The 26,299-nt window shown below is 74.7% G+C and carries 27 protein-coding genes; 12 read left to right on the top strand and 15 right to left on the bottom strand.

The window, feature by feature from the left end:
- Positions 1-8: 8 nt before the first annotated feature.
- On the bottom strand, positions 9-881 hold the full coding sequence (locus COUCH_RS10905) for a pyridoxal-phosphate dependent enzyme (RefSeq protein ID WP_249611952.1): 873 nt from the start codon (positions 879-881) through the stop codon (positions 9-11).
- A gap of 25 nt (positions 882-906) precedes the next feature.
- On the opposite strand from COUCH_RS10905, the gene COUCH_RS10900 reads away from it, so the two are divergent.
- Positions 907-1,587 carry an HAD family hydrolase gene (locus tag COUCH_RS10900; RefSeq protein ID WP_249611951.1) on the top strand — a complete coding sequence of 227 codons (681 nt, stop codon included), beginning with the start codon at positions 907-909 and terminating at the stop codon, positions 1,585-1,587.
- Here COUCH_RS10900 and COUCH_RS10895 read toward each other — a convergent pair.
- The 3 genes from COUCH_RS10895 to COUCH_RS10885 are packed head-to-tail and all read right to left on the bottom strand — an operon-like array spanning position 1,562 to position 4,143.
- Positions 1,562-2,497 carry a DUF389 domain-containing protein gene (locus COUCH_RS10895; protein ID WP_249611950.1) on the bottom strand — a complete coding sequence of 312 codons (936 nt, stop codon included), beginning with the start codon at positions 2,495-2,497 and terminating at the stop codon, positions 1,562-1,564. The two genes, COUCH_RS10900 and COUCH_RS10895, sit on opposite strands and share 26 nt — an antisense overlap.
- Positions 2,498-2,504: 7 nt before the next feature.
- Positions 2,505-3,587, bottom strand: coding sequence for an XdhC family protein (locus tag COUCH_RS10890; protein ID WP_249611949.1), 1,083 nt, complete (start codon positions 3,585-3,587; stop codon positions 2,505-2,507).
- Positions 3,580-4,143, bottom strand: coding sequence for a nucleotidyltransferase family protein (locus tag COUCH_RS10885; protein WP_249611948.1), 564 nt, complete (start codon positions 4,141-4,143; stop codon positions 3,580-3,582). The genes COUCH_RS10890 and COUCH_RS10885 overlap by 8 nt, the downstream gene beginning before the upstream one ends.
- 75 nt (positions 4,144-4,218) lie before the next feature.
- Here COUCH_RS10885 and COUCH_RS10880 point away from each other — a divergent pair, with 75 nt between their 5' ends.
- Positions 4,219-5,547: an FAD-dependent oxidoreductase gene (locus tag COUCH_RS10880; protein WP_249611947.1), complete on the top strand. Its 1,329-nt coding sequence runs from the start codon at positions 4,219-4,221 to the stop codon at positions 5,545-5,547.
- On the opposite strand, the gene COUCH_RS10875 is transcribed toward COUCH_RS10880, so the two are convergent.
- The gene (locus COUCH_RS10875) at positions 5,537-6,463 is read right to left on the bottom strand and encodes a GlxA family transcriptional regulator (RefSeq protein WP_249611946.1); all 927 of its coding nucleotides are present in this window, start codon (positions 6,461-6,463) and stop codon (positions 5,537-5,539) included. The two genes, COUCH_RS10880 and COUCH_RS10875, sit on opposite strands and share 11 nt — an antisense overlap.
- Positions 6,460-7,056, bottom strand: a complete 597-nt coding sequence (locus COUCH_RS10870) for an isochorismatase family protein (RefSeq protein ID WP_249611945.1) — start codon at positions 7,054-7,056, stop codon at positions 6,460-6,462. The genes COUCH_RS10875 and COUCH_RS10870 overlap by 4 nt, the downstream gene beginning before the upstream one ends.
- A gap of 95 nt (positions 7,057-7,151) precedes the next feature.
- On the opposite strand from COUCH_RS10870, the gene COUCH_RS39135 reads away from it, so the two are divergent.
- Complete coding sequence (locus COUCH_RS39135) at positions 7,152-7,427, top strand: SDR family NAD(P)-dependent oxidoreductase (RefSeq protein WP_430640917.1); 276 nt, start codon at positions 7,152-7,154, stop codon at positions 7,425-7,427.
- Here the strand turns inward: COUCH_RS39135 and COUCH_RS10860 are convergent.
- The 3 genes from COUCH_RS10860 to COUCH_RS10850 are packed head-to-tail and all read right to left on the bottom strand — an operon-like array spanning position 7,342 to position 9,530.
- Positions 7,342-8,271 carry a sugar kinase gene (locus tag COUCH_RS10860; RefSeq protein WP_249611944.1) on the bottom strand — a complete coding sequence of 310 codons (930 nt, stop codon included), beginning with the start codon at positions 8,269-8,271 and terminating at the stop codon, positions 7,342-7,344. The genes COUCH_RS39135 and COUCH_RS10860 overlap by 86 nt on opposite strands.
- Positions 8,268-8,897, bottom strand: coding sequence for a bifunctional 4-hydroxy-2-oxoglutarate aldolase/2-dehydro-3-deoxy-phosphogluconate aldolase (locus COUCH_RS10855; protein WP_249611943.1), 630 nt, complete (start codon positions 8,895-8,897; stop codon positions 8,268-8,270). Before COUCH_RS10855 ends, COUCH_RS10860 begins: the two co-directional genes overlap by 4 nt.
- Before the next feature lie 57 nt (positions 8,898-8,954).
- Positions 8,955-9,530 (bottom strand): hypothetical protein, encoded by a 576-nt coding sequence (locus COUCH_RS10850; protein WP_249611942.1) that lies wholly within the window; start codon positions 9,528-9,530, stop codon positions 8,955-8,957.
- A 152-nt stretch (positions 9,531-9,682) separates the two neighbouring features.
- On the opposite strand from COUCH_RS10850, the gene COUCH_RS10845 reads away from it, so the two are divergent.
- Complete coding sequence (locus COUCH_RS10845) at positions 9,683-10,585, top strand: NADP-dependent oxidoreductase (RefSeq protein ID WP_249611941.1); 903 nt, start codon at positions 9,683-9,685, stop codon at positions 10,583-10,585.
- 4 nt (positions 10,586-10,589) lie between these two features.
- Here COUCH_RS10845 and COUCH_RS10840 read toward each other — a convergent pair whose 3' ends face one another.
- Complete coding sequence (locus COUCH_RS10840; RefSeq protein WP_249611940.1) at positions 10,590-12,893, bottom strand: putative bifunctional diguanylate cyclase/phosphodiesterase; 2,304 nt, start codon at positions 12,891-12,893, stop codon at positions 10,590-10,592.
- 192 nt (positions 12,894-13,085) lie between these two features.
- On the opposite strand from COUCH_RS10840, the gene COUCH_RS10835 reads away from it, so the two are divergent.
- A complete protein-coding gene (locus COUCH_RS10835; RefSeq protein ID WP_249611939.1) occupies positions 13,086-15,143 on the top strand; it encodes an N-acetylmuramoyl-L-alanine amidase in 2,058 nt (685 codons plus the stop codon).
- On the opposite strand, the gene COUCH_RS10830 is transcribed toward COUCH_RS10835, so the two are convergent.
- Positions 15,131-15,739 carry a sigma factor-like helix-turn-helix DNA-binding protein gene (locus COUCH_RS10830; protein WP_249611938.1) on the bottom strand — a complete coding sequence of 203 codons (609 nt, stop codon included), beginning with the start codon at positions 15,737-15,739 and terminating at the stop codon, positions 15,131-15,133. The two genes, COUCH_RS10835 and COUCH_RS10830, sit on opposite strands and share 13 nt — an antisense overlap.
- A 166-nt stretch (positions 15,740-15,905) precedes the next feature.
- Here COUCH_RS10830 and COUCH_RS10825 point away from each other — a divergent pair, with 166 nt between their 5' ends.
- Positions 15,906-16,160 (top strand): DUF5999 family protein, encoded by a 255-nt coding sequence (locus COUCH_RS10825; protein WP_249611937.1) that lies wholly within the window; start codon positions 15,906-15,908, stop codon positions 16,158-16,160.
- A 9-nt stretch (positions 16,161-16,169) separates the two neighbouring features.
- Positions 16,170-18,509 (top strand): ATP-binding protein, encoded by a 2,340-nt coding sequence (locus COUCH_RS38855; RefSeq protein WP_275980093.1) that lies wholly within the window; start codon positions 16,170-16,172, stop codon positions 18,507-18,509.
- Here the strand turns inward: COUCH_RS38855 and COUCH_RS10815 are convergent.
- On the bottom strand, positions 18,506-19,501 hold the full coding sequence (locus tag COUCH_RS10815; RefSeq protein WP_249611936.1) for an ABC transporter permease subunit: 996 nt from the start codon (positions 19,499-19,501) through the stop codon (positions 18,506-18,508). The genes COUCH_RS38855 and COUCH_RS10815 overlap by 4 nt on opposite strands.
- Positions 19,498-20,370, bottom strand: coding sequence for an ABC transporter ATP-binding protein (locus COUCH_RS10810; RefSeq protein WP_249611935.1), 873 nt, complete (start codon positions 20,368-20,370; stop codon positions 19,498-19,500). The genes COUCH_RS10815 and COUCH_RS10810 overlap by 4 nt, the downstream gene beginning before the upstream one ends.
- A gap of 135 nt (positions 20,371-20,505) precedes the next feature.
- Between COUCH_RS10810 and COUCH_RS10805 the strand changes: the two genes are divergently transcribed.
- From COUCH_RS10805 to COUCH_RS10790, 4 genes are all read left to right on the top strand, one after another.
- Entirely contained in the window at positions 20,506-21,159 is a 654-nt protein-coding gene (locus COUCH_RS10805) for a response regulator transcription factor (RefSeq protein ID WP_249611934.1), read from the top strand.
- A gap of 2 nt (positions 21,160-21,161) precedes the next feature.
- Positions 21,162-22,295, top strand: a complete 1,134-nt coding sequence (locus tag COUCH_RS10800; RefSeq protein WP_249611933.1) for a sensor histidine kinase — start codon at positions 21,162-21,164, stop codon at positions 22,293-22,295.
- Between the two features lie 83 nt (positions 22,296-22,378).
- Positions 22,379-22,720, top strand: coding sequence for a VOC family protein (locus COUCH_RS10795; protein WP_249611932.1), 342 nt, complete (start codon positions 22,379-22,381; stop codon positions 22,718-22,720).
- 152 nt (positions 22,721-22,872) lie between these two features.
- Entirely contained in the window at positions 22,873-23,421 is a 549-nt protein-coding gene (locus tag COUCH_RS10790) for an NUDIX domain-containing protein (RefSeq protein WP_249611931.1), read from the top strand.
- 56 nt (positions 23,422-23,477) lie between these two features.
- Here COUCH_RS10790 and COUCH_RS10785 read toward each other — a convergent pair whose 3' ends face one another.
- Together COUCH_RS10785 and COUCH_RS10780 are read right to left on the bottom strand one after the other, a co-directional pair.
- Entirely contained in the window at positions 23,478-23,969 is a 492-nt protein-coding gene (locus tag COUCH_RS10785) for a TspO/MBR family protein (protein ID WP_249611930.1), read from the bottom strand.
- 9 nt (positions 23,970-23,978) lie between these two features.
- Complete coding sequence (locus COUCH_RS10780) at positions 23,979-24,608, bottom strand: TetR/AcrR family transcriptional regulator (protein ID WP_249611929.1); 630 nt, start codon at positions 24,606-24,608, stop codon at positions 23,979-23,981.
- Between the two features lie 77 nt (positions 24,609-24,685).
- Between COUCH_RS10780 and COUCH_RS10775 the strand changes: the two genes are divergently transcribed.
- Entirely contained in the window at positions 24,686-26,266 is a 1,581-nt protein-coding gene (locus tag COUCH_RS10775) for a CocE/NonD family hydrolase (protein WP_249611928.1), read from the top strand.
- Positions 26,267-26,299 lie beyond the last annotated feature (33 nt).

Below are 26,299 nucleotides of genomic sequence, written 5' to 3'. Positions count from 1 at the left end.
AACAGACCCTAGACCTGCGGGTGGCCGAAGAGGCCGGGCAGGCCGCCGGTGTGCAGGAAGACGACCTTGCCGGCGGGCGGGTTCGCACACAGCCCCGCGAAGGCGCGGCCGGTGTACGTCGGATCCAGGAACAGCCCCTCGGTACGGGCGGCCAGGGCCAGCGCGGCCCGCACCGGCTCGGTCAAAGTCGCGTAGCCGGCGCCGACCTGGGAGCCGTCGATGCGCAGCGCGGCCGGGTCCACGGGCCGTCCCATCTCGGCCAGCAGCGCCGCGACGGTGCCCCGCGGGTCGGGCAGCGCGCCGGTGTCCACGCCGTACACCCGGTCCGGGCCGAGGTGCGCGACCAGGCCGGCCATCGTGCCGCCCGAGCCGAGCGCGACCACCACCGTGTCCAGCTCCGGCAGCTGGCTGAGCAGCTCCCGGGCGCAGTCGACGTAGCCGTGGGCGGCGAACGCGGAGGTGCCGCCGAACGGGATCAGGTAGCCGTCCTGGGCGGCGGCCACCTCGTCGAGGGGTGCGTCGCCGGCCCAGACGACCGTCGCGCCCGCGAGCTCGTCGAGGATCAGGTTGCCGCGGCGTTCCGCCGGCGGGTGCCCGCGCAGCACGAGGGTGCAGCGCAGGCCCAGCCGGGCGGCCGCCGCCGCGGTGAGCCGGGCGTGGTTGGACTGCGGCGCGCCCGTGGTGACCAGCCCCGTCGCGCCCGCCTTGACCGCCTGCGCGCAGGAATACTGCAGTTTCCGCACCTTGTTGCCGCCGCCGCCCAGGCCGGTCAGGTCGTCGCGTTTGATCCACAGCTCGTCGAGGTTCAGCGCGACCGCGAGGCGCAGCGCCGGCTCGAGCGGCGTGGGCCACGTTCCGAGGGGTATCGGCGGGATGTCCACGACTGCCGAGCATAGGATGCCCGGCGTGTCATTGCGCGGTGTGTTGCTGGACCTCGACGGCACCCTCTTCGATCACCGGTCCGCCGCCGACGCGGGCGTGCGGGCCTGGCTGCCGTCGATCGGCCTGCCGGCGACCGACGAGGCCGTCGCGCGGTGGACCGCTCTGGAGGAGCCGCACCTCGCGGCCTGGCGGGCGGGCACGGTCAGTTACCCGGAGCAGCGCCGTCGCCGGTTGCGCGAATTCCTCGGTACGGACGGCAGCGACGCGGAACTGGATGCCGTCTTCGCCGGCTACCTGGGGCACTACGAGGCGGCGTGGCGCGCGTTCGACGACGCGGCCGACGCGCTGCGGATGATCGCGGCGGCCGGGCTGCGGACCGCGGTGCTGACCAACGGCTCCGCGGTGCAGCAGAACAGGAAGCTGGCGCGTACGGGCCTGAGCGGGCTGGCCGGTCCGGTGTTCACCGTGGACGGGCTGGGCGTGGCGAAACCGCATCCCGACGCGTTCCGGCGGGCGTGCCGAAGTTGGGGGCTGGCCCCGGGCGAGGTGCTCAGCGTCGGCGACAACCACGCGCTGGACGTGGTCGCGGCCCGCGCCGCCGGACTGCACGCGGCGCATCTGGACCGGCCGGGCCTGGGACCGCTCGACGAGCCGTGCCGCCTGAGCAGCCTGCGCGAGCTCAGCTCCTGCCCGGTCTGGCCCTGAGGCGCCCGGCGGTCCGCTGTACGAGCAGGGTGAGCACGCCGGCGGTCACGATCGCGGCGATGTTGATCAGCAGCTGCAGCGCCGAGCCGGTGGCCTCGTTGGTCACCCCGTACGCGAGCGCCACAGCCGCGTTGGCGGCGGCCGGGACCGTGGTGACCGAGATCAGCACGCCGACCAGCGTGCCGGCCTTCGCCGAGGTCAGCGAGAGCATCCCGGCGATCCCGGCGAGCAGACCGACCACCCAGCTGAGCGCGTCCGGCTGCCAGATGAAGCTGGTCACCGGCCGCTCGCCCAGCAGCATGGACTTGTCCACCAGGCCGAGGGCGTCGAGCAGCCGGGTGGTGGCGACCGTGACCACGATGCCGGCCGCGAACCCGGCGACCAGCGCGACGACGGCCCGGCGCACCATCGTCCAGCGGCCCCGGACCACCCCGACGCAGAACGCGGCCAGCGGGCCGAAGTCCGGGCCGACGACCATCGCGCCGACGATGAGGATCGGCTGGTCCAGCAGCACGCCGATGCCGGCGATCGCGGTCGCCACCACCATGAAGGTGAGGAAGGCCCAGGACAGCTCGCTCTCGGCGGCGGTGGTCTGCTCGACCTCCTCCCAGACGACGGCGTCGACGCCGAGCCCGGGCACCCGCTTCTCGGCGCGCGCCGCGGCGGCGGACAAAGTCGTGTCGACCTTCTCCAGCATGATCGAGCCGTCGCGTTCCACGCCGAGCTCGCGCAGCGCGGCGATCAGGTCGCTGGTGCCCTCCCGGACGACGTCGCACAGCACCAGGTCGCCGTGCGGATCGCGGGCCGTGCCCGGCAGCACCACGACGTGGGTGACCGCATCGTCGCCGGCCAGCAGCTCCTCGACCGCGGCGGTCCGGTCCGGCGGGCAGATGATCCGAAGGTGCAGCACCGGGCCATCAGATCATCCCGCCGCCGTGGATCGGGCCCGAGGTGTCGCAGAGCCGCCGGCCCGAGCCGCGCCGGCGCAGGGCCACGATCTCCGCGGCCACGCTCACGGCGGTCTCCTGCGGCGTACGGGCACCGAGGTCCAGCCCGATCGGCGAGCTGAGCCGGTCCAGCTCCGCCGCGCCCAGCCCGGCCTCCCGGAGCCGCGCGAGCCGGCCGTCGTGGGTACGCCGTGAGCCCATCGCGCCCACGTACGCCAGCGGCAGCCGCAACGCCACCTCGAGCACGGGCACGTCGAACTTCGGGTCGTGGGTCAGGACGCACACGGCCGTACGCCCGTCCACCCGGCCCGCCGCGGCCTCGGCGGCCAGGTAGCGGTGCGGCCACTCGGTCACCACCTCGGTGCCGGGGAACCGGCCGGCGGTGGCGAACACCGGCCGGGCGTCGCACACCGTGACCCGGTAGCCGAGGAAGGAGCCGATCCGGGCGACCGCCGCCGCGTGGTCGCCGGCGCCGAACACGAGCATCCGGGCGGCCGGCGCGAACGAGGTGACCAGCACGGTCGTCTCCGGCTCGAGCTGGACCGGAGCGGTCTGCGCGGCGGCGAGCAGCACCCGGCCGCGCTCGGTGGCGGCCTCGTCGATCGCGTCCCCGCCGAGCGTTCCGTACCGCTCCCCCGGCGTCAGCACGACGTGGCGGCCACGGGCCCGGCCCGCCACCCCGGTCACCAGGGCCACCGGCCGCTCGGCGGCCACCTCGGCGGCGAGCATCTCGACCTCCGGGAAGCCGGCCGGCTCCACGAACAGCTCGATCGCGCCGCCGCACGGCAACCCCACGCCGAGGGCGTCGTCGTCGGTGACACCGAACCGGACCGTACGCGGCTCGCCGGACTCCGCCACCTCACGGCACAGCTCGTACACCGCGCCCTCCACACAGCCGCCCGAGACGCTGCCGACCGCCGTACCGTCCGCGCGGACCAGCATCGCCGCGCCGGGCTGCCGGGGCGCGCTGGACCACGTCGCGGTCACCGTCGCCAGCCCGGCCCGTTCCCCGGCCCGCCAGGCGTCGGCCAGGGGTCCCAGCAGGTCACGCATGCGCGACGGGAACGTCGAGGTCGGTGTCGTCGGCCACGTCGCCGACCGGCACGACGCGGACCTCGCCGGCGTGGGCGCGCAGGTAGTCCCGGGCGCCACGGTCGCCCGACGCGCTGCGGGCGGCGCCGTCCCAGTGGTCGCGGCCCAGCAGCACCGGATGCGAGCGGCGGTCGGCGTACCCGCCCATCACCAGGGCTGAAGGGGTCGCGTACGCGGCGATGCGGCGTACCGCCGCGGGGGTGACGCCGGGCATGTCGACCAGCAGGACCACCGCCGCCCCGGCCGCCGTCGCGCCCAGCGCGGTGAGCCCGGCCCGCAGCGACGACGCCATGCCGCTGTCCCAGGCCGGGTTCTCGACGAGGGTCAGCTCCGGCGCTGCGTCCCGGACCCGTCCCGCCTGCGCGCCGACCACCACGACGGTGCGCGCGAGCCCGGCCTCCGCGGCCACGTCGGCGGCACGCCGCACGAGCAGGCGGCCGTGCCAGGGCACGAGCGCCTTCGGCATCCCGTACCGGCGCCCGGCGCCCGCTGCGAGGACCAGCCCCGCGATCTCCATCGGCCGAGCCTATCCGGCGTGACGGCATCCCGACTGCGGGTGACCGGACGGCCGGGACGGTTCTACCGTCGGAGCATGGAGACCGCCATCGCCGGGGCCGGCCCGACCGGCCTGTTCACGGCCATCGCGCTCGCCCGGCGCGGGCACCGCGTCACGGTCGTCGACCGCGACGGCGGACCGGCCGCGGACGGCAGCTGGCCGCGGCGCGGGGTGATGCAGTTCCATCACCCGCACGGCGTGCGCCAGCAGGTGGTGGACGCGCTCGAGGCCGAGATGCCGGACGTGCGCGACGCGCTGGCGGCCGCAGGTGCCGAGACCTCGATCGTGCCCGCCGCGAACGGACGCCCGGCCATGGCCATCGGGTTGCGCTGCCGCCGCAGCCTCCTCGAACGGGTCCTGCGGGAGGCCGCCCTCGCGCAGGACGGCGTGACGCTGGTCCGCGGCCACGTCGACGACGTGCTGCGGTCGCGCGGACGGGCCGCCGGGCTGCGCGTGGACGGCCGGGAGCTGCGCGCCGGGCTGGTCGTCAACGCCTCGGGACGCGCCGGGCACCTCGCCGACGACCTGCGGGCCCCGGGCGAGAGCGCCGACTGCGGGCTGGCGTACGTGTCCCGCCACTACGCCCTGCGGCCCGGCGCCGAGCCGGGCCCGGTGAACAACCCGATCGGGCTGATGAGCCGCTTCCCCGGCTACCTGGCGGCGGTGTTCCTGCAGGACGACCGGACCGTCTCGGTGCTCATCGCCCGGCTGAGCAGCGACCGCGAGCTGGCCGGCCTGCGAGCACCGGCGGCGTTCGAGGCGGCCGTACGGCTCGTGCCCGGCCTGGACGCGTGGACCGCCCCGGCCCGCAGCGAGCCGATCAGCCCGGTGCTGCCCGGCGGCCACCTGCACAACTCCTACCGGGGTCAGCGCGACGAGCGGGGGCGGGTCGGGCTGCCCGGCCTCGTCCACCTCGGCGACACGGTGTGCACGACGAACCCCACCGGCGGGCGCGGCATCGCCACCTCGCTGCTGCAGACGCGCCGGTTCGTCCGTGCGCTCGGCACGGACGCCGAGGCGGCGACCCTCGAGCTGGACGCCTGGTGCGCCGAGCGGATCCGCCCCTGGTTCGACGACCACCGGGCCTGGGACCGCGATCAGGTACGCCAGCTCGCCGGCGAGGACGTCGACCTCGACCGCCCGTTGACGTCGGGCCACATCGTCGCGGCCGCGGAGCGGGACCCGTCGCTGATGCGCGTCGTCGGGCCGTACCTGTCGATGACGGCGCTGCCCGCGACGCTGGCGGAGGTGGAACCGGCGGCCCGGGCGATGTACGCGTCCGGCTGGCGCCCGCCCGTCCCGGACGGCCCGAGCCGCGACGACCTCGCCGCACTCGTCCGGCGGACCGTCGCCGTCACGGTGTGATCGCGGCGTCCTCGCCGCGCGAGCGCAGCCGGCGCAGCATGCGGGCGTCGCCGAAGCCGACCGCGCGGGCCGCCGCCTCGACCGTCGACCCGTGGCTGATCAGGTGCTCCGCGCGTTCCAGCCGGAGAAGCTGCTGGTAGCGCAGCGGCGTACGGCCCGTCGCGGCCTCGAAGCGGCGGGTGAGGGTGCGCTCGCTGACCCCCGCCTGCGCCGCGAGGTCCGTCAGCGGCAGCGGCTCGGCGAAGCGGGCGTCGATGCGGTCCTGCACGCGGTGCACGACGTCGCTGAGGTGGCCGCGGTGCCGCAGCATCGCGCTGACCTGCTGGTCGTCGCCGTTGCGGCGGGCGTACACCACCATCTGGCGGGCCACCCGGGCCGCGGCGGCCGGGCCGTGCCGCACCGCGAGCAGGTGCAGGGCGAGGTCGATGCCGCTGGCGATCCCCGCCGAGGTGATGACGCGGTCGTCGGCGACGTACAGCACGTCGCGCACGACGGTCGCCCGCGGGTAGCGCCGGGCCAGCTCGTCCTGGACGTCGTGGTGGGTGGTGCAGCGACGGCCGTCGAGCAGGCCGGCGCGGCCGAGGGCGTCGGCTCCCGCGCACACGCTCGCCACCGTTCCGCCGGACGCGTGGTGGTCCGCGATGCGACGCAGCGAGTCGTCCTCCAGGTGCCCGCTGCCGATCAGGTGCGGCGACCGCCAGCCCGGGACCACGATCAGGTCGCCGGGACCGAGCCGCGGCCAGGTCGTCTCCGCGCGCAGCCCGACGCCCTGGTGGGTCGGGACGTCGGGCTGCTCCGCGACGTACGTCAGCCGGTAGTCGTGCCCGAAGTCGGCCGCGGTGGAGAACACCTGAGCGGCACCGGCCAGGTCCAGCAGGTGCAGCTGCGGCACGAGGACGAACACGGCACGGATCACGATCCGGTCAGCTCCCCGATCAGCTCGGCGACGGTGGTGACGGTGGCGAACCGGCCGGCGAGTGCGTACTCGGTGCGGGCCACGACGTCTGCGGCGCTCAGCGTACGCGGATCCGCCAGCAGGTCCTCGACGCTCTGGTCGGCGGGGGCGTCGCGGTGCGGGATCGGGAAGGTGGCGGTGGCGTCGGTGACGAACGTGACGGCGTACCCGAGGTCCGACCCGAGCCGCGCGGTGGTCTCCACGCACTGCTCGGTCCGGATGCCGCACACCGTCAGATGCCGTACGCCCCGCGCGGTCAGCGTCTGCTGAAGGTTCGTGGTGGTGAACGAGTTGTGCGAGGTCTTGGTCAGCACGGGCTCGCCGGGCCGGGGGTCCAGCTCGGCGAGGACCCGGACGTGCCCCGACGCAGGGTCGAACACGCCGCCGCTGCCGGGTTCGGCGTGCAGCACCCAGACGACGAGGTCGCCGGCGGCGCGCGCGGCGTCCACGAGGCGCTGGACCCGGGCGGCGATGTCGGGGTTGCCGACCGCCCGCCAGAGCGGCCGGGCGCGGAACGATTCCTGGACGTCGATGACGACGAGCGCGTTGGTCATGGGTCCATCCTCGGGCCCGGGCGGCCCGCGGCATAAGGCACGGACCTGCCCGGCACCGGAACGATCCGGTCACGCGGGCGGCACCGGGATCCACCATGGCCGGTAGGCTGCGACGGCATGACGGGGCCTTGAGCGGCAGAACGGCCGTGGTGACCGGTGGCTCGCGCGGCATCGGCCGGGCGATCGTGGAGCGCCTGGCTCGCGACGGCGCCCGGGTGATCTTCGGCTACCGCAGCCGGGACGAGGAGGCCCGGGCGGTGGAGGCGGCGCTGCCGGCCCCCCGCGTCAGCGGACGACGTCGTCCGTGGCCGATCGCAGGGCGGCGAGATCCTCGCGCGACGGCAGGCCTTCGCAGTCGCCGGGCAGCGTGACCGCCCACGCCCCCGCCGCCACTGCCGTCTCCAGCCGGGCCGCGGGCGCCGCACCGGCGAGCCGGTCGGCGAGGTAGCCGGCGACGAACGCGTCGCCCGCCCCGACCGGGTCGACCACCGTCACGTCGAGGGCGGGCACGGTGAACGTCTCGCCGGCGATCAGCGCCGTGCAGCCGCGCGGGCCGTCCTTGACGATCACCTCGGCCGGGCCGAGCTTCGCCAGGCCGGCGACGGGCGGCCCGTCGACGACGATCGCGGCCTCGTCCGGGCCGGCGAAGACGATGTCGGCCCGCGAGACGAGGTCGAGCAGGACCGGGCCGGCGTCGAAGCGGGACCACAGCTTGGCGCGGTGGTTGACGTCCACGCTGACCGGCACACCGGCGGCCCGGGCCGTCTCGACCGCCTGGAAGACGGCCGCGCGGGCGGTGTCGCTCAGCGCCGGGGTGATGCCGGTGACGTGCAGCAGGGCTGCCGTGTGGAGCGCATCGACGGGGATGTCCGAGGGGCCGAGCCGCGAGCCCGCGCTGCCGGCCCGGTGGTAGTCGACGTGCTGCAGCGCGCCTGTGCGGCGGTGCCGGACCATGAGGCCGGTGAACGAGGGGTCGCGGATCACCACCGCGGCCACGCCCTCGGCGCGCAGCCGCCGCTCGATGAGGTCGCCGGTCGCGTCCCGGCCGACCCGGCCGATCCAGGTGGCGGGCGAGCCGAGGCGGGCCACGCCGATCGCCACGTTGCTCTCCGCCCCGCCGATGCCGAAGCGGAAGCCGCGGGCGTGCTCGAGCGGTCCGATGCCCTCGGCGGCGACCAGGCCCATGGTCTCGCCGAAGGTGAGCAGGCCGGTCATGCGCGGGCGTACGCGACGGCGTCGACCGCCCGGCGGGCCCGCTCGGCCAGCCTGGCGAGGCTGCCACCGGCGGCGGCGTCGCCGATCAGCGGCCCGCCCAGCCCGACCGCCGCGGCGCCCGCGGTCAGCCAGGCCGCCACGTCGGCGATCTCGATGCCACCGGTGGGCATGATCCGCACGCCGGGCAGCGGCCCGTGCACGTCCTTGAGGTAGCGCGGGCCGACCACCGAGGCCGGGAAGAGCTTGATCAGCGGCGCGCCGGTGCGGGCGGCGGCGAAGATCTCGCTCGGCGTGAACGCACCCGGATAGGCCGGCACGTCGAAGCCCTCGATCCCGGGCACGGACACCGGGGACACCAGGAAGGCCGCGCCCGCGTCGACGCTGGCCTTGGCGTCGTCCGGGGTGAGCACGGTGCCGGCGCCGACCGCCACGTGCGCGGGCAGCCGGCGGCGCAGCCCGCCGATGGCCTCGATCGCCCCGCGGGAGGTGAGCGTCACCTCGAGCGCGGTGATGCCGGCCTCGACGAGCACGTCGCTCACGGCCGAGAAGGCATCCGCGGTCGGCGCGCGCAGGACGGCCACCACCCCGCTCCGAACGACCGCCTCAGTGACCGACAAGCCCGACATGGACGCCTCCCCAGCGAGTCCTGCACCGGACTCGATGATCCCGCGGACCGGGCAAGATCACCCAGTGACGCTCGACTCGCGGGACGCCGACGACCCCCGCCGCAGGTAGCCCCGCAGCGATCGGGGCGCCGTACCGGCCGGGAGCGGTGGCGGTGCCGTGACCTCGATGCCGAGTTCCTCCCGGATGGCCGCCTCCAGCTGCTGCATCACCAGCGGCACGTGCCCGAGCATCTCCCGCGGCGACTTGGCCGGGTCCACCCCGGGCGGGGGCGTGGGGCGGGTCGCGTACAGCTTCTCCAGCAGCAGGTGCACGGCCAGCGCGGCGCTGCGGACCTGCCCCGAGGCGAGCAGGCGTACCTGCATCAGCGCCGGGCCGACCTCGTCGAGATACGTGTACGGGCCGGGCATCGGCTGGCCACCGTCCAGCGCGGCGCGCATCCGGTACGAGGCCCGCTCGAACTGCGTCAGCAACGCCACGTACGCGTCGCGTCGCTCTGCGTACCAGCGCCGGGTGCGCTTGGCGCGGCTGCGCAGGTAGTTGTCGCGGGCGGACACCAGAAGCGTCGCACCCGCCCCGGCCAGGGCGGACACTGCGGCGATGAGGGGCAGCCCCCACCACGGGATCTCAGACACCCGACAACGGTAGCGACGCCGGGCCCGGCGGTCGCGGGCGTGCCCCCGATCGTGACCGGGAGTTCGCCCGGCGGCCCCGCTCGGCCGGGTGTCAAGGCTCCGGCCGGTGCACCCTTGACCTCAACTCCGCTTCAGCTTGCACAGTGGCGCCCATGAGAGCCGCCGTGTTCGACCGCTTCGGTCCGCCCGATGTCCTGCGCCTCGCCGACCTGCCGGATCCGGAGCCGGGCCCGGGTCAGGTCCGGGTCCGGGTGCGCGCCGCCGGGGTGCAGCCGTTCGACGTGGCCGTCCGGCGCGGCCGGATCGCGCCGGTCCCGGTGCGTTTCCCGCAACAGGCCGGCCAGGAGTACGCGGGAGTCGTCGACCGGCTCGGCGCGGGGGTGACCGGCCTCGCGGTGGGCGACCCCGTGCTCGGCTCGACGATGTTGAACGGCCAGGCCACGCACGTCGTCGTGGCCGCGGGCACCGTGGTCGCGAAGCCGCCGGAGCTGGACTTCCCGGTCGCCGCCGCGCTGGTCGCCGCGGCTCAGACGGCCTCGGGCGCCCTGCGGGAACTCGGGGTGGGCGCCGGCGACGTGCTGCTGATGCACGCCGCGGCCGGGTCGGTCGGCACGGTCGCCACCCAGCTCGCGCTCCTCGCCGGGGCCACGGTGATCGGTACGGCGAGCCCGGCGAACCACGCGTACCTGCGGCAGCTCGGCGCGATCCCGGTGGCGTACGGCGACGGCCTGGTCCCCGCGGTACGCGCGCTCGCCCCGGTGAGCGTGGCCCTGGACGCGGCGGGCGGGCAGGCGATCGCCCAGTCCGTGGCGCTGGGCGTGCCCCCGGAGCGCATCGGCACGATCGTGGACGACGCCGCGGCGGCCGAGCACGGGGCGCGCGTGGTCCGGGCCGGCCGCTCCCCCGCCCGGCTGGCCGAGGTGATCGCCCTGGCAGCCCGCGGACTCGTGACCATGCCGGTACGCGCCTACCCGCTGACCGCCGTCGCCGAGGCACACGCCGCGGTCGAGTCCCGCCACGGCCGCGGCAAGGTGGTGCTGGTCGTGGACGGGTGAGCGGTCAGACCCGGCCCGCGTGCGCGGCGGGCGGGACGGGTCTGCCGTACAGCCAGCCCTGGGCGAGGTCGCAGCCCTGCTCGCGGAGCCAGTCCCGCTGTCCCTCGGTCTCGACGCCCTCGGCGACGACCCGCAGGTTCATCGCCCCGGTCATGGCCAGGACCGCGCGCACGATGGACTCGTTCGCGCCGTGCCGGCCCACCTCGGAGACGAACGAGCGGTCGAGCTTCACGATCCCCACGGGCAGCCGGTTGAGGTAGCTCAGCGACGAGTAGCCCGTACCGAAGTCGTCGATGCAGAGGGTGACGCCCAGCCCGCGCAGCGCCTGCAGAGTGGCCAGCGCCGTCTCCAGGTCCTCCATGACGCCCGACTCGGTGATCTCCAGCCACAGCGCCTCGGGCGGCAGGCCGGTGCTGGCGAGCACGTCGCGGACGATCTCGACCAGCGCGCCGTCGCGCAGCTGCCGGACGGACACGTTGACCGACACGTGCAGCGGCCGGGCGTGCGGGCCGCGTTCGGCCCGCCAGGCCGCCAGCTGGGCGGCCGCCTCGCGCAGCAGCCACGCGCCGCTCTCGACGATCAGCCCGGTCTCCTCCGCGACGGGGATGAAGTCCAGCGGCGACACGGCGCCGAGCTCCGGGTGCTGCCAGCGCATGAGCGCCTCGAAGCCGTCCAGCTCGCCGGTCGCCAGGTCGATGATGGGCTGGTAGTGCACCGCCAGCTCGCCGCGCGGCAGGGCGCTGCGCAGCGCCTGCTCGAGGTTCATCCGGTCGCGGACCTGCTCGCGCAGGGAGGTGTCGAACAGCGCGTACGCGTTGCGCCCGGAACCCTTCGCCTTGTACATCGCGGTGTCGGCGTCGCGGATCAGCTCGAGCGCGTGCGCCCCGCCGTAAGACTTGGCGACGCCGATCGACGCGGAGATCACCACGTTGCCGACGGACAGCTCGAACGGGCGGGCGAACTCCTCGAGCACCCGCCCGGCCAGCGACTCGGCCAGCGCGGAGTGCGACGGGCTGGCCAGCGCGATGACGAACTCGTCGCCGCCGATGCGGCAGACCAGGTCCTGCGAGCGCACCTGCGCGCCGAGCCGGCCGGCGACCGCGCAGAGCAGCTCGTCGCCGACCTGGTGGCCCCAGTGGTCGTTGACCATCTTGAACCGGTCGAGGTCGATGAAGAGCAGGCTGATCTCGAGCTGCTCGGCGGCCGCCTGGTCGCCCCAGCTCTCCACGGTCTCCGCGAGCAGCTCGCGGTTGGGCAGGTCGGTGAGCGGATCGTGGGTGGCGCGCCGCCGGGTGACCCGCTCCGCCCGCGCCCGGGAGTTGTTGGAGCGCACCACCCGGTACAGCACCGTGAGGACCAGCAGCACGCACAGGACCGCGCGGACCGTGCCGTGCAGCAGCCCGCCGGGCGGCTCGACGGTCGTGATGACGACGGGCCCGGTCACGGCCACCCCGATGAGGGCGGTCCGGACCTTGCTGACCTCCTTGACCACGATCCGCTGCGGCTCGGTCAGCGTCCGCATCGACGGATGCAGCGCGGCCGCGCCGACCAGCAGAAACGTCGCGGTGAACAGGACGTCGAGGGTGTGCTGCGACACGTCGCCGAGCGCGCCGTCGCGGAGGATGAACAGGAAGTCCCCGGTGAACATCACCGTGGCGGCGCCGATCAGGAGCCACAGCGAGGGCTGGCGCACGCCGCCGGAGAGCGCGAGCTGGGCGACCAGCACCAGGATGACCACGTCGATCACCGGGAAGACGGAGTTCGACACCCGGGTGACGGTGAGCTCCGGGTGCGCCAGCGACGGCACCGTCAGGTACGTCCAGCACATGAACGCCGCCGCGAGCCCGACCAGCACGGCGTCGACCCGCGCGGGGTCGTCCTCGGCGGCCCGCCGGCGGCGCAGCATGCTGCCGAAGGCGTACGCCATGATCAGGTAGCCGAGCAGCACGAAGGTGTCCGGGAACAGCGCCATGGCGGTGGGCGGGGCAGCACCCGCGCCGGGGACCACCGCGCGGATCACGATGGCGATGAAGAACATCCAGGCGCTCAGGTGCAGGGCCTGCCAGGGAGCCCGCTCGGCGGGAAGCGCGACGCGGTGGGCCCCGTACGCCATGGCGGCGAGCCCGCCCGCGACGGCGAGGGCCATCAGCGGCAGCCGCAGCCACTCCGGGCCGGCCGCGAGCCAGGCCAGCACGACCGCCGCGGCGCCGATGTACGACCAGGCCACGGCCTTGCTGCGGGGCGGCGGCGCGGGCCGTACGGAGGCCGGCGGGGTGGGCACGGCCTCCGCGCGCTGGGGGGCGAGCACGGAGGTCACATCCTCCCATCGGCACCGCGCCCGGGGGCATTAACGATCCCCTGTGATGCGGTCCGGTGTCTGTGCAAAACGGCTACGGGACCCTCGCCGGACGCGTACGTTTCATCCTGATCTGCGCCGCTCCAAGTCTTTCGCGGGGGGAAACGCGTGAAGCACGTGCACAGGCGAGTCATCAGTACGGCGATGACCACGGCAGTCGCCCTGAGTGGCGCGACGGTGATCCTGGGGAGCGGACAGCACCGGCCCTCCCTGCTCGAAGCCGCGCGCACCGGCACCGAGCCCAGCCTCCAGACCATCGACCTCGGGCCGGCCACCGGTTCGTCACCCACCGGCCGGGGCTTCGCGGCGCCGGGCACGCTGCGGGCCGGGTCCGCGGCGGCCCGTACGGTCGCGCCCCGCCCCACCGCCCCGTTCAGCCTGGTCGGCGTCACCTGGACCGACCCGGCGGCGACGCTGACCGGCGCGGTGCAGGTACGCACCCGCTCGAGCGCCGACGGCACCTGGACGCCGTGGCAGACCCTCGAGGCCGACGGGGCCGATCCCGCCGAACCGGGATCGGTGGACCGGCACGGCGTCCGCGGCAGCACCGATCCGCTGTGGGTGGGTCCCTCCGACGCCGTCGAGGCGCGGGTCGCCGCCGGCCCGGGCCGCGCCACGCCGCTGCCGGCCGGGCTGCGGGTGGACCTGATCGATCCCGGCACGCCCGCGCCCGCCCCGGCCCCTCGCGCGCTGGAGGTCACCGTGCCGCCGCGGCCGGTTCCGGACGTGGTGACGCGCGCGCAGTGGGGCGCCGACGAGAAGCTGGTGGAGAACGCGCCGGAATACACCAGCGACGTGCAGGTGCTGTTCGTGCACCACACGGCCGGCACGAACAGCTACAGCTGCTCGCAGTCGCCGGCGATCCTGCGGAGCATCCAGGCGTACCACGTCAAGAGCAAGCACTGGAACGACATCGGCTACAACTTCCTCGTCGACAAGTGCGGCACCCTGTTCGAGGGGCGCCGGGGTGGCATCACCCGGCCCGTGCTCGGCGCGCACACGCTCGGCTTCAACTCGCACAGCTCCGCGATCGCGGTGCTGGGGTCGTACGGCTCGCGCGGCGTGTCCGCCCGGGTCCGCACGGTCATCGCGCAGGTGGCGGCGTACAAGATCGGGGGGTACGGCAACCCGCCCGCCGGCCGCGTGGCGATGACCTCCAGCGGCAGCGACCGGTACGCCCGCGGCAGCACGGCGATGCTCAACCGCATCTCCGGGCACCGCGACACCGGCCGGACCGAGTGCCCCGGCAACACGCTGTACGCGCAGCTCGGGTCGATCCGCAGCCTGGCCGCCGCCGGCCCCGCCGGCCTCACGGTGACGAAGATCAACGGGGCCACGCGGGTGGGGCGCACCTTCTTCACCCGGGGCACGATCCGGCCGTTCTGGCAGGTGGGCACGGCGAGCGCGCTGATGAACCGCTACGACGTGTACGCCGACGGCGAGCTCGCCGCGTCCGTGCCGGCCGGGCAACGCCAGCAGTTGCTGGAGCTCAGCCCCGGGCGGCACACCGTCCGGGTCCGCGCGGTCGCGCTCAACGGGCGCATCGCCGTCACCGACACCGCCGTGTACGCCGACCGGACGCTGCCCGAGTTCACCGCCGGGCCCAGCGTCTCGTTGCGCCCGGGCTCGCTCAACGGCATCGTGCCCGTACGGCTGCGCTGGGCGGCGAGCGACGCCGGTGGCCTGCGGACGGTGACGCTGACCAGGCCGGCGAGCGTGAACGTGGGTACCACCGCCACCACCTGGGCCGGCTCGGTGAAACCCGGCGTCGCGACCACGTACGGCCTGCGCGCCACGGACCGGGCGGGCAACGCGCGTTCGGTGGCGGCCACGCGCACCGCGGTCGTGGTGCCGGAGACGTCCGCGGACCGTACGGGCACCTGGCGCTCGGTCGGCAGCCCGGCGTACCTGGGCGGTTCGGCGCTCCGGGCCACCTCGGCGGGCGCCGCGCTCAGCTGGACGTTCACCGGCCGGTCCGCGGCGCTGGCGGTCAGCCGAACCTCGGTCTCCGGGCGGGTACGGGTGTCCGTGGACGGCGAGCCCGCCGGCATCGTGGATCTGCGCTCGCCCGACGCGCTCCACCGTCGCGCCGTGTGGACCCGCTCGTGGGGCGCCAGCGCCGAGCACACCGTGACGATCGAGGTCGAGGGCACCGCCGGCCGCCCCGGGGTGATCTCGGACGGGCTCGTCTACCTGCGGTGACGGGGGTCCGGGCCGGGCTCGATCCGCTGATCGAGCACGGCCCGCAGGGCCCGCATGGCGAAGTACAGGCGGGACTTGAGCGTCGCGACCGGGACCCCGCGGGCGGCGGCCGCCGCCTCCAGCGAGACGCCCCGGTAGAACAGCTCCACGAGGATCTCGCGATGCGCGTCCGCGAGGTCGTTCATCGCCCCGACGACCGTGGTCTCGCCGAGGGGGGACGGCGAGCGCTCCGCCGGCACGGCGACGGGGCGGTCGTCGTGCCCTGCAGGAGCGGAGCGCTCGCCGTCGCGCAGCACCGTACGGGCCGTGAGGACGAGCCACGGCCGGACGGCGGAAGCCCGCGGGGGGTAGCGGGCAGGATCCTGTGCTGCGCGGTAGAAGGTCTCCTTGAGCACGCTGTCGGCCGCCGCCCGGTCGCCGTCGGTCAGGCGCAGCACGTACGCCTCCAGCGCGTCGCGGTGCGGCTCGACGAGCCGGTCGAACGCCTCCGCGGCCCGCTCCCGCGCCGCGTACGCCGCGGCGGTGCCCGGCGCGGGCGCGAAGAGGTCGGCGTGCAGTGGCGGCCTGCCCGGCCGGTCGGCCGCGTGGCGGCCCATGGGTGCCCCTTCCTGGTCGGTGATCGAGGTGTCCCATCGTGATCCACCGGCCCGGCCGCGGCACCGGGGAAAGTACCCACGATCCGGGATACGGGTATCACCCGGGTAGTTCTCCCGTGTCCGTCCGGCGTGTCGCGACGAACTCTTGGCGCCGGGAGGAAGTCAGATGCAGTGCAGACACGTGCCGCCCTGTCCGGGTGCGGCCGACACCGACCGGGAGGCCGCCCGCGTGGTGGCCACCCACCCTGAGCAGGGCTGGAGCCTGCTCTGCAACGGTGTGGTGAGCTTCGACGACAGCGGCGGGCTGCTGCCCGACGGCCGCGCCGTACCGGCCCGGGTGGACGCGGGGCTTGCCCTCGCGGGCCGCGCGGGGGCGTCCCCGGGCATCCGGCACGCCGCGATCGGGGGACGCACGCACTAACGTGCTCGTATGAGCACCGCCACAGGCGCGCGCGGTTCCGTCGGGAACCTGCCCGCCGAGGTCACCAGCTTCGTGGGCAGGCGCCACGAGATGACCGGCGTACGGCGGATGCTCTCCACCAACCGCCTGGTCACGCTGACCGGCGCCGGCGGGGTGGGCAAGACCCGCCTCGCCCAGCGGGTCGGGCTGGAGATGCGCCGGGCGTTCGCCGACGGTGTGTGGCTCGTCGAGCTGGCCGAGCTGCGGGACCCGGACCTGGTCGCGGTCACCGTCGCCGAGGCTCTGGGCGTACGCGAGGAAGCGGTGAGCCCGGACGCGCCGGGGCTGGCGACGTTCCTGGCCGACCGGCAGGTGCTGCTGATCCTCGACAACTGCGAGCACCTCGTGGCGGCCTGCGCGGATCTCGCCGAGACCCTGCTGCGCACCTGCCCGGAGCTGCGCATCCTGGTGACGAGCCGGCAGGCACTGCGGATCGCCGGTGAGGCGACGCTGACCGTGCAGCCGCTGTCGGTGCCCGAGGCCGACCTCGAGTGCACCCCCGGCGACCTGGCCCGATACGAGGCGGCGAGCCTGCTGGTCGAGCGCGCCACCGCGGTCCTGCCCGGCTTCGAGGTGACCGACGCCAACTGCACCACGGTCACCGCGCTGTGCCAGGCGCTGGAGGGCGTACCGCTGGCCATCGAGCTCGCGGTGGCCCGGTTGCGGGTGCTGACGCTGGACCAGATCCTGGAGCGGCTGACGGACCGCTACCGGCTGCTGACCACCGGGCCGCGCAACGCCCCGGCCCGGCAGCAGACCCTGCGCGCGCTGATCGACTGGAGCTGGGATCTGTGCGGCGATCAGGAGCGCCGGCTGTGGTCGCGGCTGTCGGTCTTCTCCGGCGGGTTCGAGCTGGACGCCGCCGAGCAGGTGTGCGCGTTCGCACCGCTGGCGCCGGAGTCCATTCTCGACCTGATCGCGTCGCTGGTCGACCAGTCCGTGATCTCCCGGGTCGGCGACGGTCCCCGGGCGCGCTACAAGATGCTCGAGGTGGTCCGCGAGTACGGCGCCGCCCGCCTGGCCGAGGCCGGCGAGCAGGCCGAGGTGGCCCGCCGGCACGGCGAGTTCTTCGCCGAGCTGGCCCGCTACGGCGACGGCCACTGGGTCGGCCCGGAGCAGGCGGCGCTGATGATGCGGCTGCGCCACGAGCAGGCCAACCTGCGCGTCGCGCTGGAGCACGCGGTGACCACCGGGCCGCCCGAGACGGCCCTGCGCTTCGCCGCGGACCTGCAGAACCACTGGTTCGTCCGGGGTTTCCTCTCCGAGGGGCGGCACTGGCTGGATCGGGCGCTGGCGATGCCGCCGCCGCGGCACTGGACCCGGGTACGGGCGCTGCGCGTCGCCGCGTGGATCGCCTGCGTGCAGGGCGACCGGGCGCGGGCCGCCGCCCTGCTCGATGACGCCAAGCGGCTCGCCGCCGAACTGCCGCCGTCGGTGGAGCTGGCGTTCCTGGCGGTGGTCGAGGGCAACATCGCCATGTTCGGCGGCGACCACGCGGGCGCGCTGCCGCTGTTCGAGGAGGCGTACGCCCGCTTCCGGTCGCTGGAGGTCCGCAGCGGCGAGATGTGGTGCCTGGCCGTGCTCGGGCTGGTCCGCGGCCTCTCCTCGGCCTCGCCCACCGCCGGGTACGCCGACCTCATCGCGTGCCGCGACCTGGCAGCGGCGACCGGTGAGGTGTGGTGGCGCTCGTTCGCGATGTGGGCGCTGAGCGTGCTGCGCTGGCGGGCCGGCGACAACACGGGCGCGGCGCAGGCCGCCAAGGAGAGCCTCGAGGTCGGCAGGATCGTCGAGGACGAGCAGTTCGGGGTGGGGCTGTCGCTGGAGTCGCTGGGCTGGGTGGCGGCCGCCGAGCACCGCGACCAGCGCGCGGCGCAGCTCCTCGGCGCCTCGGACCGGATGTGGCGGGCGATGCACGCGTCGCTGTCGTCGTTCCACGCCCTGCACGACTTCCACGACGAGTGCGTCGCCCAGCTCCGGGAACGCCTCGGCGACCGGGCCTTCGACGCCGCGTTCGCCCGCGGCGCCGAGCTGAGCCGGGCCGAGGCCGTGGCGCTGGCGCTCGAACGGGTTCCCGGACCCCGCCCCGCGCCGCCCCCGGCGGCCCCGGCCCGGCTGGGCGAGCTCGGCCTGACGCCGCGCGAACGCGAGGTGGCGGCGCTGGTCGCGGAGGGCCTGACCAACCGGGAGATCGCGGCCCGGCTGGTGGTGGCGCAGCGTACGGCGGAGGGCCACGTCGAGAACATCCTGAGCAAGCTGGGCTTCACCTCCCGCGCCCAGGTGGCGGCCTGGCTGGCGTCGCAGAGCCGCTAGATGCGGCGGCGGAGCCGGAAGAGGCCGAAGCCGGCCACAAGGACGGACAGCACGACGTACCCCGTGAATTCGATCCACTGGAAGGCCCAGTAGCGGCTCGCCGGCTGGTAGGTGTGCTCGAAGCGCAGGTTCTGCGCCGCGGTGCAGGCCATGCTCGCCTCCGGGTCGCCGAGTTGGAGGCACGGTCTTGCATCCTTGCCGGTGTACGCCGAGCCGTCCGGGTTGAGCAGCGGGGACGAATCCTCCAGGGCCCACCCGCCCGGGACGGTGTAGCCCCGGATCCGGAACGTGTCGTCGTCGCCCAGGCTGAGGCCGACGCCGGCGTTCAGCACCGAGGCGTCGGCGGTGATGGTCTCGGTGACCGGGGCGACGAGGTGCTGACGGACGACCGTCGGGATAAGCAGTTGCAGCGCCGTGAAGGCCACCAGGGTGATCGCCATGGCCGGCAGCGTGCGCCGGACGAGCACGCCCACGACGGCGCCCAGGACGAAGGCGAACAGTCCGTAGCCGATCGGGACGACGTTCCGTGAGTCGAAGCTCAGCGCGGCGAACCGGTCGCCGATCACCTCGTCGTACCGGCTGGCGCTCCACGTCAGGAGGAGGGCGGACAGGCCGGTCACCAGGGCACTGCATCCACCGATGACGCTCAGCTTGACCGCCAGCCACCGGGTCCGGGTGACGCTCTGGCTCCAGACCAGCCGGTCGGTGCGCGCCTCCAGCTCGCGGGTCACCAGCGGCGCGCCCCAGAAGATGCCGATCAGCGCGGGTACGGCGACGAGGAGAGCCCCGACGATGATGACCGTGTCGCTGTAGCTGTCGTAGAGGTCCCGCCGCGCGGTGAGACAGGAGCCGGCCACGCAGCCGGCGATTCTCGTGTCGTAGAAGGTGCGGATCTCACCGCCCAGGTGGATGAGGTAGAGCGCCAGCAGGGTCAGCGCGGCGGCCGCCGTCAGGGCCTGCACGCGGAACTGCCGCCAGGTCAGCCAGATCATCGGAACGCTCCCGTCACGGGTACGGCTGGGCCGGCGGTGGTGGCCCGGGTCAGGTAGGCGAGGGTCAGATCCTCGAGGCCGACCGCCTCGCCGCCGGGGACCGGCCCGGGTGATCGGACGATCATGGAGAGGGCGCCCGGGGTCCGCTCGGCGTGGATCAGCTCGGCCCCGGCCGGCCGGTCCTCCAGGCCGCCCGCGATCCGGTGGTGGGCCGCGAGCAGGTCGGCGACGTCGCCGGAGATCTGCACGCGTCCGCCGGCCAGGACGATCAGGTGATCGCACACCTGCTCCAGGTCGCCGAGCAGGTGCGAGGAGAGCACGACGCTGACGCCGAGCTCGTCGACGACGTCGAGCAGGTCCCGCAGGAACCCGCGCCGGGCGAGCGGGTCCAGAGCCGCCACCGGCTCGTCGAGCACGAGCAGATCGGCCCGCTTCGCGGCGGCCACCGTGAGAGCCAGCTGGGCACGCTCGCCACCGGAGAGCGAGCCGGCCTTCTGCCCTGGATCGAGCCCTTGCAACCGGATCCGCCGCTCGGCGAGGCCGGCGTCCCATCCCGGGTTCAGCCGGGCGCCGAGCCGCAGGTGTTCGGCCACGGTCAGCCCCCCGTAGACCGGTGCGTCCTGCGCGACGAACCCGACCCGGGACAGCTGACCGGCGTCGGCGGCCGGCCGGTGACCGAGCACCTCGATGCTCCCGCCGGTCGGCGCGATCATCCCGCAGACCAGCCCGAGGAGCGTCGACTTGCCGGCACCGTTGGGACCGACCAGCCCGGCGACGCGTCCGGCGGGAACCGCGATCGTGCAGTCGTCCAGCGCCGGGCGGCGCCGATAGCGTTTGGTCAGGGCCTCGGTACGGATGGCCGGCGTCATCATGTCCTCCTGACGTCGTGGGCATGTGCTGTCGGAGAACGTTGTAGACAACGGGCGGTCACAGCACCGTCCGCGTCGCTGTGACCGCGCTGTGACGGGCCGGCCGCTAGCCTCAGGCCGGGAAGAGGGGGTGTGATGCGCGTACTCGTGGTCGAGGACCAGCCGGACCTCGCCGACTCCGTGGCCCGGGTGCTGCGGCGCGAGGGCATGGCTGTCGACGTCGCGTACGACGGCGGAGCGGCGCTCGAGCGGGCGACCGTGGTGGAGTACGACGTCGTCGTCCTCGACCGGGACCTGCCCGTGGTGCACGGCGACGACGTGTGCCGCGAGCTGGTCGGCCGCGGGTCACCGAGCCGGGTGCTCATGCTGACCGCCTCGGGCACCGTCGCGCACCGGGTGGAAGGGCTCGGCCTGGGCGCCGACGACTACCTGGCCAAGCCGTTCGCGTATGCCGAACTGGTCGCGCGGATCCGCGCGGTGGCCCGGCGCTCACAGCCTGCGACACCGCCCGTCCTGGTCCACGGCGATCTCCGCCTCGATCCGGCACAGCGGACCGCGACCCGGGCCGGGGCGCGCCTCCCGCTGAGCCCCAAGGAGTTCGCCGTCCTGGAGTACCTGATGGGCTGCGGCAGCCGGGTGGTGTCGGCGGAGGAACTGCTCGACCGTGTCTGGGACGAGGCCGCGGACCCGTTCACCACCACGGTGAAGGCCACGGTGAACCGGTTGCGGGCCAAGCTCGGTGAGCCGCCGGTCATCGAGACCGTGCCACGGGCCGGATACCGGATCTGACCATGCGACTGCGGCAGCATCCCCTGCGGCTCCGGCTCACGGTGCTCTACTGCCTGGTCTCGGTGGCGTCGAGCACGGTTCTGCTGATCATCATGTGGGCCCTGGCCCGCGGCCTCGATCGCGGTGCGCCACCGGCTCCGCCACCGGTGCCGCGGCTGCCCGTGCCGCCCGGCGGGCGGCCGCCTCTTCCCCCGCCGCCCGTGGCACCGCTGCCCGGCGGCGGCCCGACGGCCGAACGGCTGGTGGAGCCCTTGATCGCGCTGGCCATCATGGCCGTGCTGTCGCTGCTGCTGGGCTGGTTCATCGCCGGTCGCGTGCTGCGCCCGGTGCTGACCATGACCGGGCGGCTGCGCCGCATCTCCGATCGCAACGTGCACGAGCGGCTGGCCCTGCCCGGGCCCCGCACCGAACTGAAGGACCTCGCCGACACCGTCGACGGGCTCCTCGCCCGCCTGGCGGACGCGCTCGACGCGCACAAGCGGTTCGTCGCCAACGCCGCGCACGAGATGCGTACGCCCCTGACCGTCGAACGGGCGCTGCTGGAGGAACCGCTGATCGACCCGGACGCCGGGCTAGAGTCGTTCCGCTCGAACTTCGAGCGGCTCCTGGCCATCAGCGACCAGCGCGGCCACCTGCTGGAGTCGCTGCTGACCCTGGCCACCAGCGAGCACGGCCCGGTCGCCGACGAGGTGGTCGACCTCGCCGCCCTGGCGGAGCTGACGCTGCGGGAGCGCGCTCCCGAGGTCGAGCGGTACGGGCTGCGCCTGCAGACCTCGCTGCGGCCGGCCCGGGTGCCGGGTGACCAGATGCTGCTGGGCCGCTTGCTGGTCAACCTCTGCGACAACGCGATCCACCACAACACCCCCGGCGGCACGGTCGAGGTCGGGGTCCGACGCGATGCCGGGGGCGTGGTGCTCTCGGTGGCCAACGACGGCGAGATCATCCCGGTCGGCGAGGTGGACCGGCTGTTCGAGCCGTTCCAGCGGCTGCACCGTACGGCCGACGCCGGGCATCACGGCCTGGGCTTGTCGATTGTGCGCGCGATCGCCCGGGCCCACGAGGCGACACTCACCGCACGGCCGCGTCCCCGTGGCGGGCTCGTCGTCGAGGTGGCGTTCCCGGCCACGCGTACCTGACAGAAGGTGTCAGCTTCTGGCGCGAGGATGGTGGCGTACCCACACGGAAAGGCAGCACAATGCCCGGATTCGCCTCTCTGGCCATGATCAACCTGGATGCCACCGACCCGGCGGCGCAGGCGGCCTTCTACTCCGGCGTCCTCGGCTGGGACGTCCAGCACAGCCAGGCCGAGTACGCCATGATCGGCGACGGCTCGACCAGCATCGGCTTCGGCCAGGTGCCCGGCTACTCGGGCCCCGGCTGGCCGCAGGAGACCGCACCGAAGCGCTACCACCTCGACTTCTACGTCGACGACCTGGACGAGGCCGAGCAGGAGGCGCTCGCCCTGGGCGCAACCAAGCCGGGCGAGCAGCCGCAGCCGGAGCGCTGGCGGGTGCTGCTCGACCCGGAGGGCCACCCGTTCGACATCTGCCTGCGTTCCTGACCACGCCGGCCGGACGCGAGACCTGCGACAGATCCACGGGGTTCCTCAGCCGGTCCACAACGGACCGGGCGCTGCCTCGCCCCGGCCGCCTTCTTCGCAGTCACCGAGGGCGGCTGCACCGTCCGGGACGCCGGCTGAGGCATCATCGCCGGATGATTCCCGCGCTGCACGACCTGGTGTCCGCCCTGCGGCCGTACGACGAGCTCGAGGCGGCGCACCGGGCGGACACCCTGGCCTGGCTGGCCGGCACGGACGACGTCCGCCGCCGGGTCAAGCCGGCCACTCCCCCGCGTCACCTGGTGTCGTACGTGGTCCCGGTCGATCCGGGCACCGGCGATGTGCTGCTGGTCGACCACCGCAACGCGCGGCTCTGGCTGCCGCCGGGCGGGCACGTCGAACCGGGCGAGGACCCCGCCGCGACGGCCCGCCGCGAGCTCCTCGAGGAGCTCGGCGTGACCGGCGCCGCCTCCGAGCCGGTCTTCCTCACGGTGACGCGGACGGTCGGCGTGGACGCCGGCCACACCGACGTCAGCCTCTGGTACGTGGCCACCGTCGGCCGCGACGAACCGTTGAGGGCGGACGAGGGCGAGTTCGCCGCGGTCCGCTGGTGGACGCGGGCGGAACTCGCGGCCGCCGATCCGGCCCGGTTCGACCCGCACCTCGGCCGGTTCCTCGCCAAGACCGCCACCGCAGCGCGGTAGGAGCCTCAGCGGGCTCTCAGCATGGGGCGCCGAGGATGGCGCGCATGAATCGGGGGTCAGTTGGCGTGCCAGATCGCCGCGTTGAGCGCCATCGCGTAGGTGACCCACGCCCAGTACGGCACCAGCAGCCACGCGGCGGCGCGCGACACCGGGCGGAACAGCAGCACGGTGGCCCCGATCAGCACCCACAGCACCGCGATGTCCAGCAGCGCGAGTCCGTACCGGCCGAAGCCGAAGAAGATGGGCGTCCAGACCGCGTTGAGCACGAGCTGGACCGCGTAGACGGTGAGCGCCGTGGTCCAGCCGGCCCGGCGCCAGACCAGCCAGCCGGCCACCGCGATCATCGCGTACAGGATGGTCCACACCGGGCCGAACAGCCACGACGGCGGCGCCCACGACGGGCGGTCGAGGCTCTGGTACTCGCCGGCCGTGCCGGCCACGCCGAGGCCGCCGATCAGCGCCGCCGCGGCGACCGCGAGCCCGAACGGGACGAGCCCCCACCAGGAGCGGTGCGAGGGACTGTGCCGGTACGCGACGTGGCTGCTCATGCCCCAGGGCTACCCGACGAGGCCCGCGATCATGCGCCGGGCGACGTCCTCGAAGGCCGGCGGGGTCACCGGTCCGCCCTCGGCGAGCACCGCGGCGAGCCGGGGGTACGCGCCGCCGGCCACCGCCTCCCGCAGCGCGGTGACGTGCTCCTGCACCCGTTCGGCGTCGGTCACCCCGGCGCGGGCCCGGGCGAGTTCGTTGGTCACGTAGCCGGCGACGAAGCCGGTCAGCAGCGCGAGGATCTCCATCTTCGCCGCGCCCGGCAGGCCCGTCGGCTCCAGCGCGGTCAGGCCGCGTTCCAGGTAGCCCAGCAGGTTCGGTCCGCCGAGGCGGCGGTCGGGCAGGGTGGAGGGCAGCCAGGGGTGCCGCAGCATCAGGTCGCGTTGCCAGCCGAGCAGGCCGAGCAGGTCCGGCTCGCCCAGCGCCGGGTCGAACTCGCTGACCTGGTCGACCATCAGGTCGACCAGCTCCTCCTTGTCGCGCACGTACGTGTACAGCGACATCGGCCCGGCCCCCAGCTCGGCGGCCAGCCGGCGCATGGTCAGCGCCTCCAGACCCTCCGCGTCGGCCACGGCGATCGCGGCCGCGACGACCTGTGGCCGGGTACGCGCGGGCGGGCGGCCTCTGGGCACGGGCACCTCCGGGATGCTATTTTCAGTACAACGTACGGGAAAGGGGCGCGGTGATGGAGCGACTGCCATTTTTCCTGCGGACGATGCGCCGGCGCACCCGGGCGTCCGCTCCCTACGACGTCGAGTGGGAGCCCGGCCTCGAGGTGCCCGCCGCCGACGGGACTGTGCTCGTCACCGACCACTACGCACCGGTCACCGACGCGGAATGCCCCGTGCTGCTGGTGCGCAGCGCGTACGGCCGCGGCTTCCCGTGGAACTCGCTGTTCGGCACGGCCTTCGCCGGACAGGGGTTCCGGGTGCTGATCCAGAGCACCCGCGGCACGGGCGGGTCCGGCGGCCGGTTCCACCTGTGGCGCAACGAGGCCGCCGACGGGCAGGCGACCGTCGAGTGGATGCGCAAGCAGGAGTGGTTCCCGGGCGCGTTCGCGACGATCGGCCCCAGCTACCTGAGCTACGTGCAGTGGGCGCTCGGGCTGGACCCGCCGCCGGAGTGGCGCGCCGCGGTCATGCAGGGGCCGGCGCACGACTTCTACGACGCCATGCACCCCGACGGGCACTGCACGTTCCGGCTCGAACTGGCCCTGATCAGCGGGACGGCGTTCTTCCACCAGGCGGGCGGGCAGGGGGCGTACCTGCGCGCGCTCCTGCGGCTGGCCCGGCACCTGCGGCACGCCGTCCGCGGGGTGCCGCTGCTCGCTTCCTACCGGCGCGCGCTCGGCGGGCGGCGGCAGGAGTTCGAGGACTGGGTGAGCCACCCGTACCCGGACGATCTGATCTGGGCCGGCGCCGACGCCGGGCCGGCGGCGGACCGGATGACCGCGCCCGTCAGCCTGGTCACCGGCTGGCACGACCTGGCGCTCGGCCAGACCCTGCGGCAGTACGCCCGGCTGCGCCGCGCCGGCCGGGAACCCACGCTGATGATCGGCCCCTGGACCCATACGTCCATGTTCGACCGGGGCCGGGCCGAGGTGACGGCCGACGCGCTGGACCACCTGCGGGTGCACCTTCTCGGCCGGGGCGAGCGGTCCAGGAAGGTGCGGGTCCACATCGGGGGCGAGTGGCGGGAGCTGCCGGAATGGCCGCCGCCCAGCACCCCGGCCCGGTTCCATCTGCGCCCCGGCGGCGGCCTCGGGGAGCTCGCCGCCGGCGCGACCAGCTTCCGCTACGACCCGCGCGACCCGACGCCGTCGTTCGCCGGGCAGCTGCAGTCGCGCACGGCCGGCGCGCGCGACAACCGGCGCCTGGAGGCGCGCCCGGACGTGCGGACCTTCACCACCGGGTCGTTGCCCGAGGCCCTGGAGATCATGGGTACGCCCACAGCCGACCTGTACGCGGCGGGCAGCACCGGCCACTTCGACCTGTTCGTGCGCCTGTGCGACGTGGACCCGCAGGGCCGCTCGGTGAACGTGTGCGACGGCTTCACGCGGCTCACGCCCGACCACGCCGACGAGGACGTCGTGCACATCCCCCTCGGCGCGGCCGGGCACCGCTTCGCCGCCGGCCACCGGATCCGGCTGCAGGTCAGCGGCGGCGCGCATCCCCGCTTCGCCCGCAACTACGGCACGGGTGAGCCCCTGGCCACCGCCACGCGCCTGGTCGCCACGACGACGACCGTGCACCACGGCCCGGCCCATCCGTCCGCCCTCACGCTGCCGGTGGTTTGAAAGATCTCGATTCAGGGGTACATGCGGCGCCGC

Origin of the sequence: Couchioplanes caeruleus, assembly GCF_023499255.1 — a bacterium.
Taxonomy (GTDB): Bacteria; Actinomycetota; Actinomycetes; order Mycobacteriales; family Micromonosporaceae; genus Actinoplanes; species Actinoplanes caeruleus_A.
Note: the sequence above shows the minus strand (reverse complement) of the source record. Positions and strands in the feature narration are given on the sequence as shown.

Excerpts from the sequence above, each read along its gene's own strand:
- COUCH_RS10815 (WP_249611936.1), bottom strand. The coding sequence starts at position 19,501 with ATGATCTGGCTGACCTGGCGGCAGTTCCGCGTGCAGGCCCTGACGGCG.
- COUCH_RS10890 (WP_249611949.1), bottom strand. The coding sequence starts at position 3,587 with ATGCGTGACCTGCTGGGACCCCTGGCCGACGCCTGGCGGGCCGGGGAA.
- COUCH_RS10835 (WP_249611939.1), top strand. The coding sequence starts at position 13,086 with ATGACCACGGCAGTCGCCCTGAGTGGCGCGACGGTGATCCTGGGGAGC.
- COUCH_RS10775 (WP_249611928.1), top strand. The coding sequence starts at position 24,686 with ATGCGCCGGCGCACCCGGGCGTCCGCTCCCTACGACGTCGAGTGGGAG.
- COUCH_RS10810 (WP_249611935.1), bottom strand. The coding sequence starts at position 20,370 with ATGACGCCGGCCATCCGTACCGAGGCCCTGACCAAACGCTATCGGCGC.
- COUCH_RS10830 (WP_249611938.1), bottom strand. The coding sequence starts at position 15,739 with ATGGGCCGCCACGCGGCCGACCGGCCGGGCAGGCCGCCACTGCACGCC.
- COUCH_RS10785 (WP_249611930.1), bottom strand. The coding sequence starts at position 23,969 with ATGAGCAGCCACGTCGCGTACCGGCACAGTCCCTCGCACCGCTCCTGG.
- COUCH_RS10855 (WP_249611943.1), bottom strand. The coding sequence starts at position 8,897 with ATGTCGGGCTTGTCGGTCACTGAGGCGGTCGTTCGGAGCGGGGTGGTG.
- COUCH_RS10790 (WP_249611931.1), top strand. The coding sequence starts at position 22,873 with ATGATTCCCGCGCTGCACGACCTGGTGTCCGCCCTGCGGCCGTACGAC.
- COUCH_RS10805 (WP_249611934.1), top strand. The coding sequence starts at position 20,506 with ATGCGCGTACTCGTGGTCGAGGACCAGCCGGACCTCGCCGACTCCGTG.
- COUCH_RS10870 (WP_249611945.1), bottom strand. The coding sequence starts at position 7,056 with ATGACCAACGCGCTCGTCGTCATCGACGTCCAGGAATCGTTCCGCGCC.
- COUCH_RS10825 (WP_249611937.1), top strand. The coding sequence starts at position 15,906 with ATGCAGTGCAGACACGTGCCGCCCTGTCCGGGTGCGGCCGACACCGAC.
- COUCH_RS10800 (WP_249611933.1), top strand. The coding sequence starts at position 21,162 with ATGCGACTGCGGCAGCATCCCCTGCGGCTCCGGCTCACGGTGCTCTAC.
- COUCH_RS10880 (WP_249611947.1), top strand. The coding sequence starts at position 4,219 with ATGGAGACCGCCATCGCCGGGGCCGGCCCGACCGGCCTGTTCACGGCC.
- COUCH_RS38855 (WP_275980093.1), top strand. The coding sequence starts at position 16,170 with ATGAGCACCGCCACAGGCGCGCGCGGTTCCGTCGGGAACCTGCCCGCC.
- COUCH_RS10860 (WP_249611944.1), bottom strand. The coding sequence starts at position 8,271 with ATGACCGGCCTGCTCACCTTCGGCGAGACCATGGGCCTGGTCGCCGCC.
- COUCH_RS10795 (WP_249611932.1), top strand. The coding sequence starts at position 22,379 with ATGATCAACCTGGATGCCACCGACCCGGCGGCGCAGGCGGCCTTCTAC.
- COUCH_RS10845 (WP_249611941.1), top strand. The coding sequence starts at position 9,683 with ATGAGAGCCGCCGTGTTCGACCGCTTCGGTCCGCCCGATGTCCTGCGC.
- COUCH_RS39135 (WP_430640917.1), top strand. The coding sequence starts at position 7,152 with ATGGCCGGTAGGCTGCGACGGCATGACGGGGCCTTGAGCGGCAGAACG.
- COUCH_RS10885 (WP_249611948.1), bottom strand. The coding sequence starts at position 4,143 with ATGGAGATCGCGGGGCTGGTCCTCGCAGCGGGCGCCGGGCGCCGGTAC.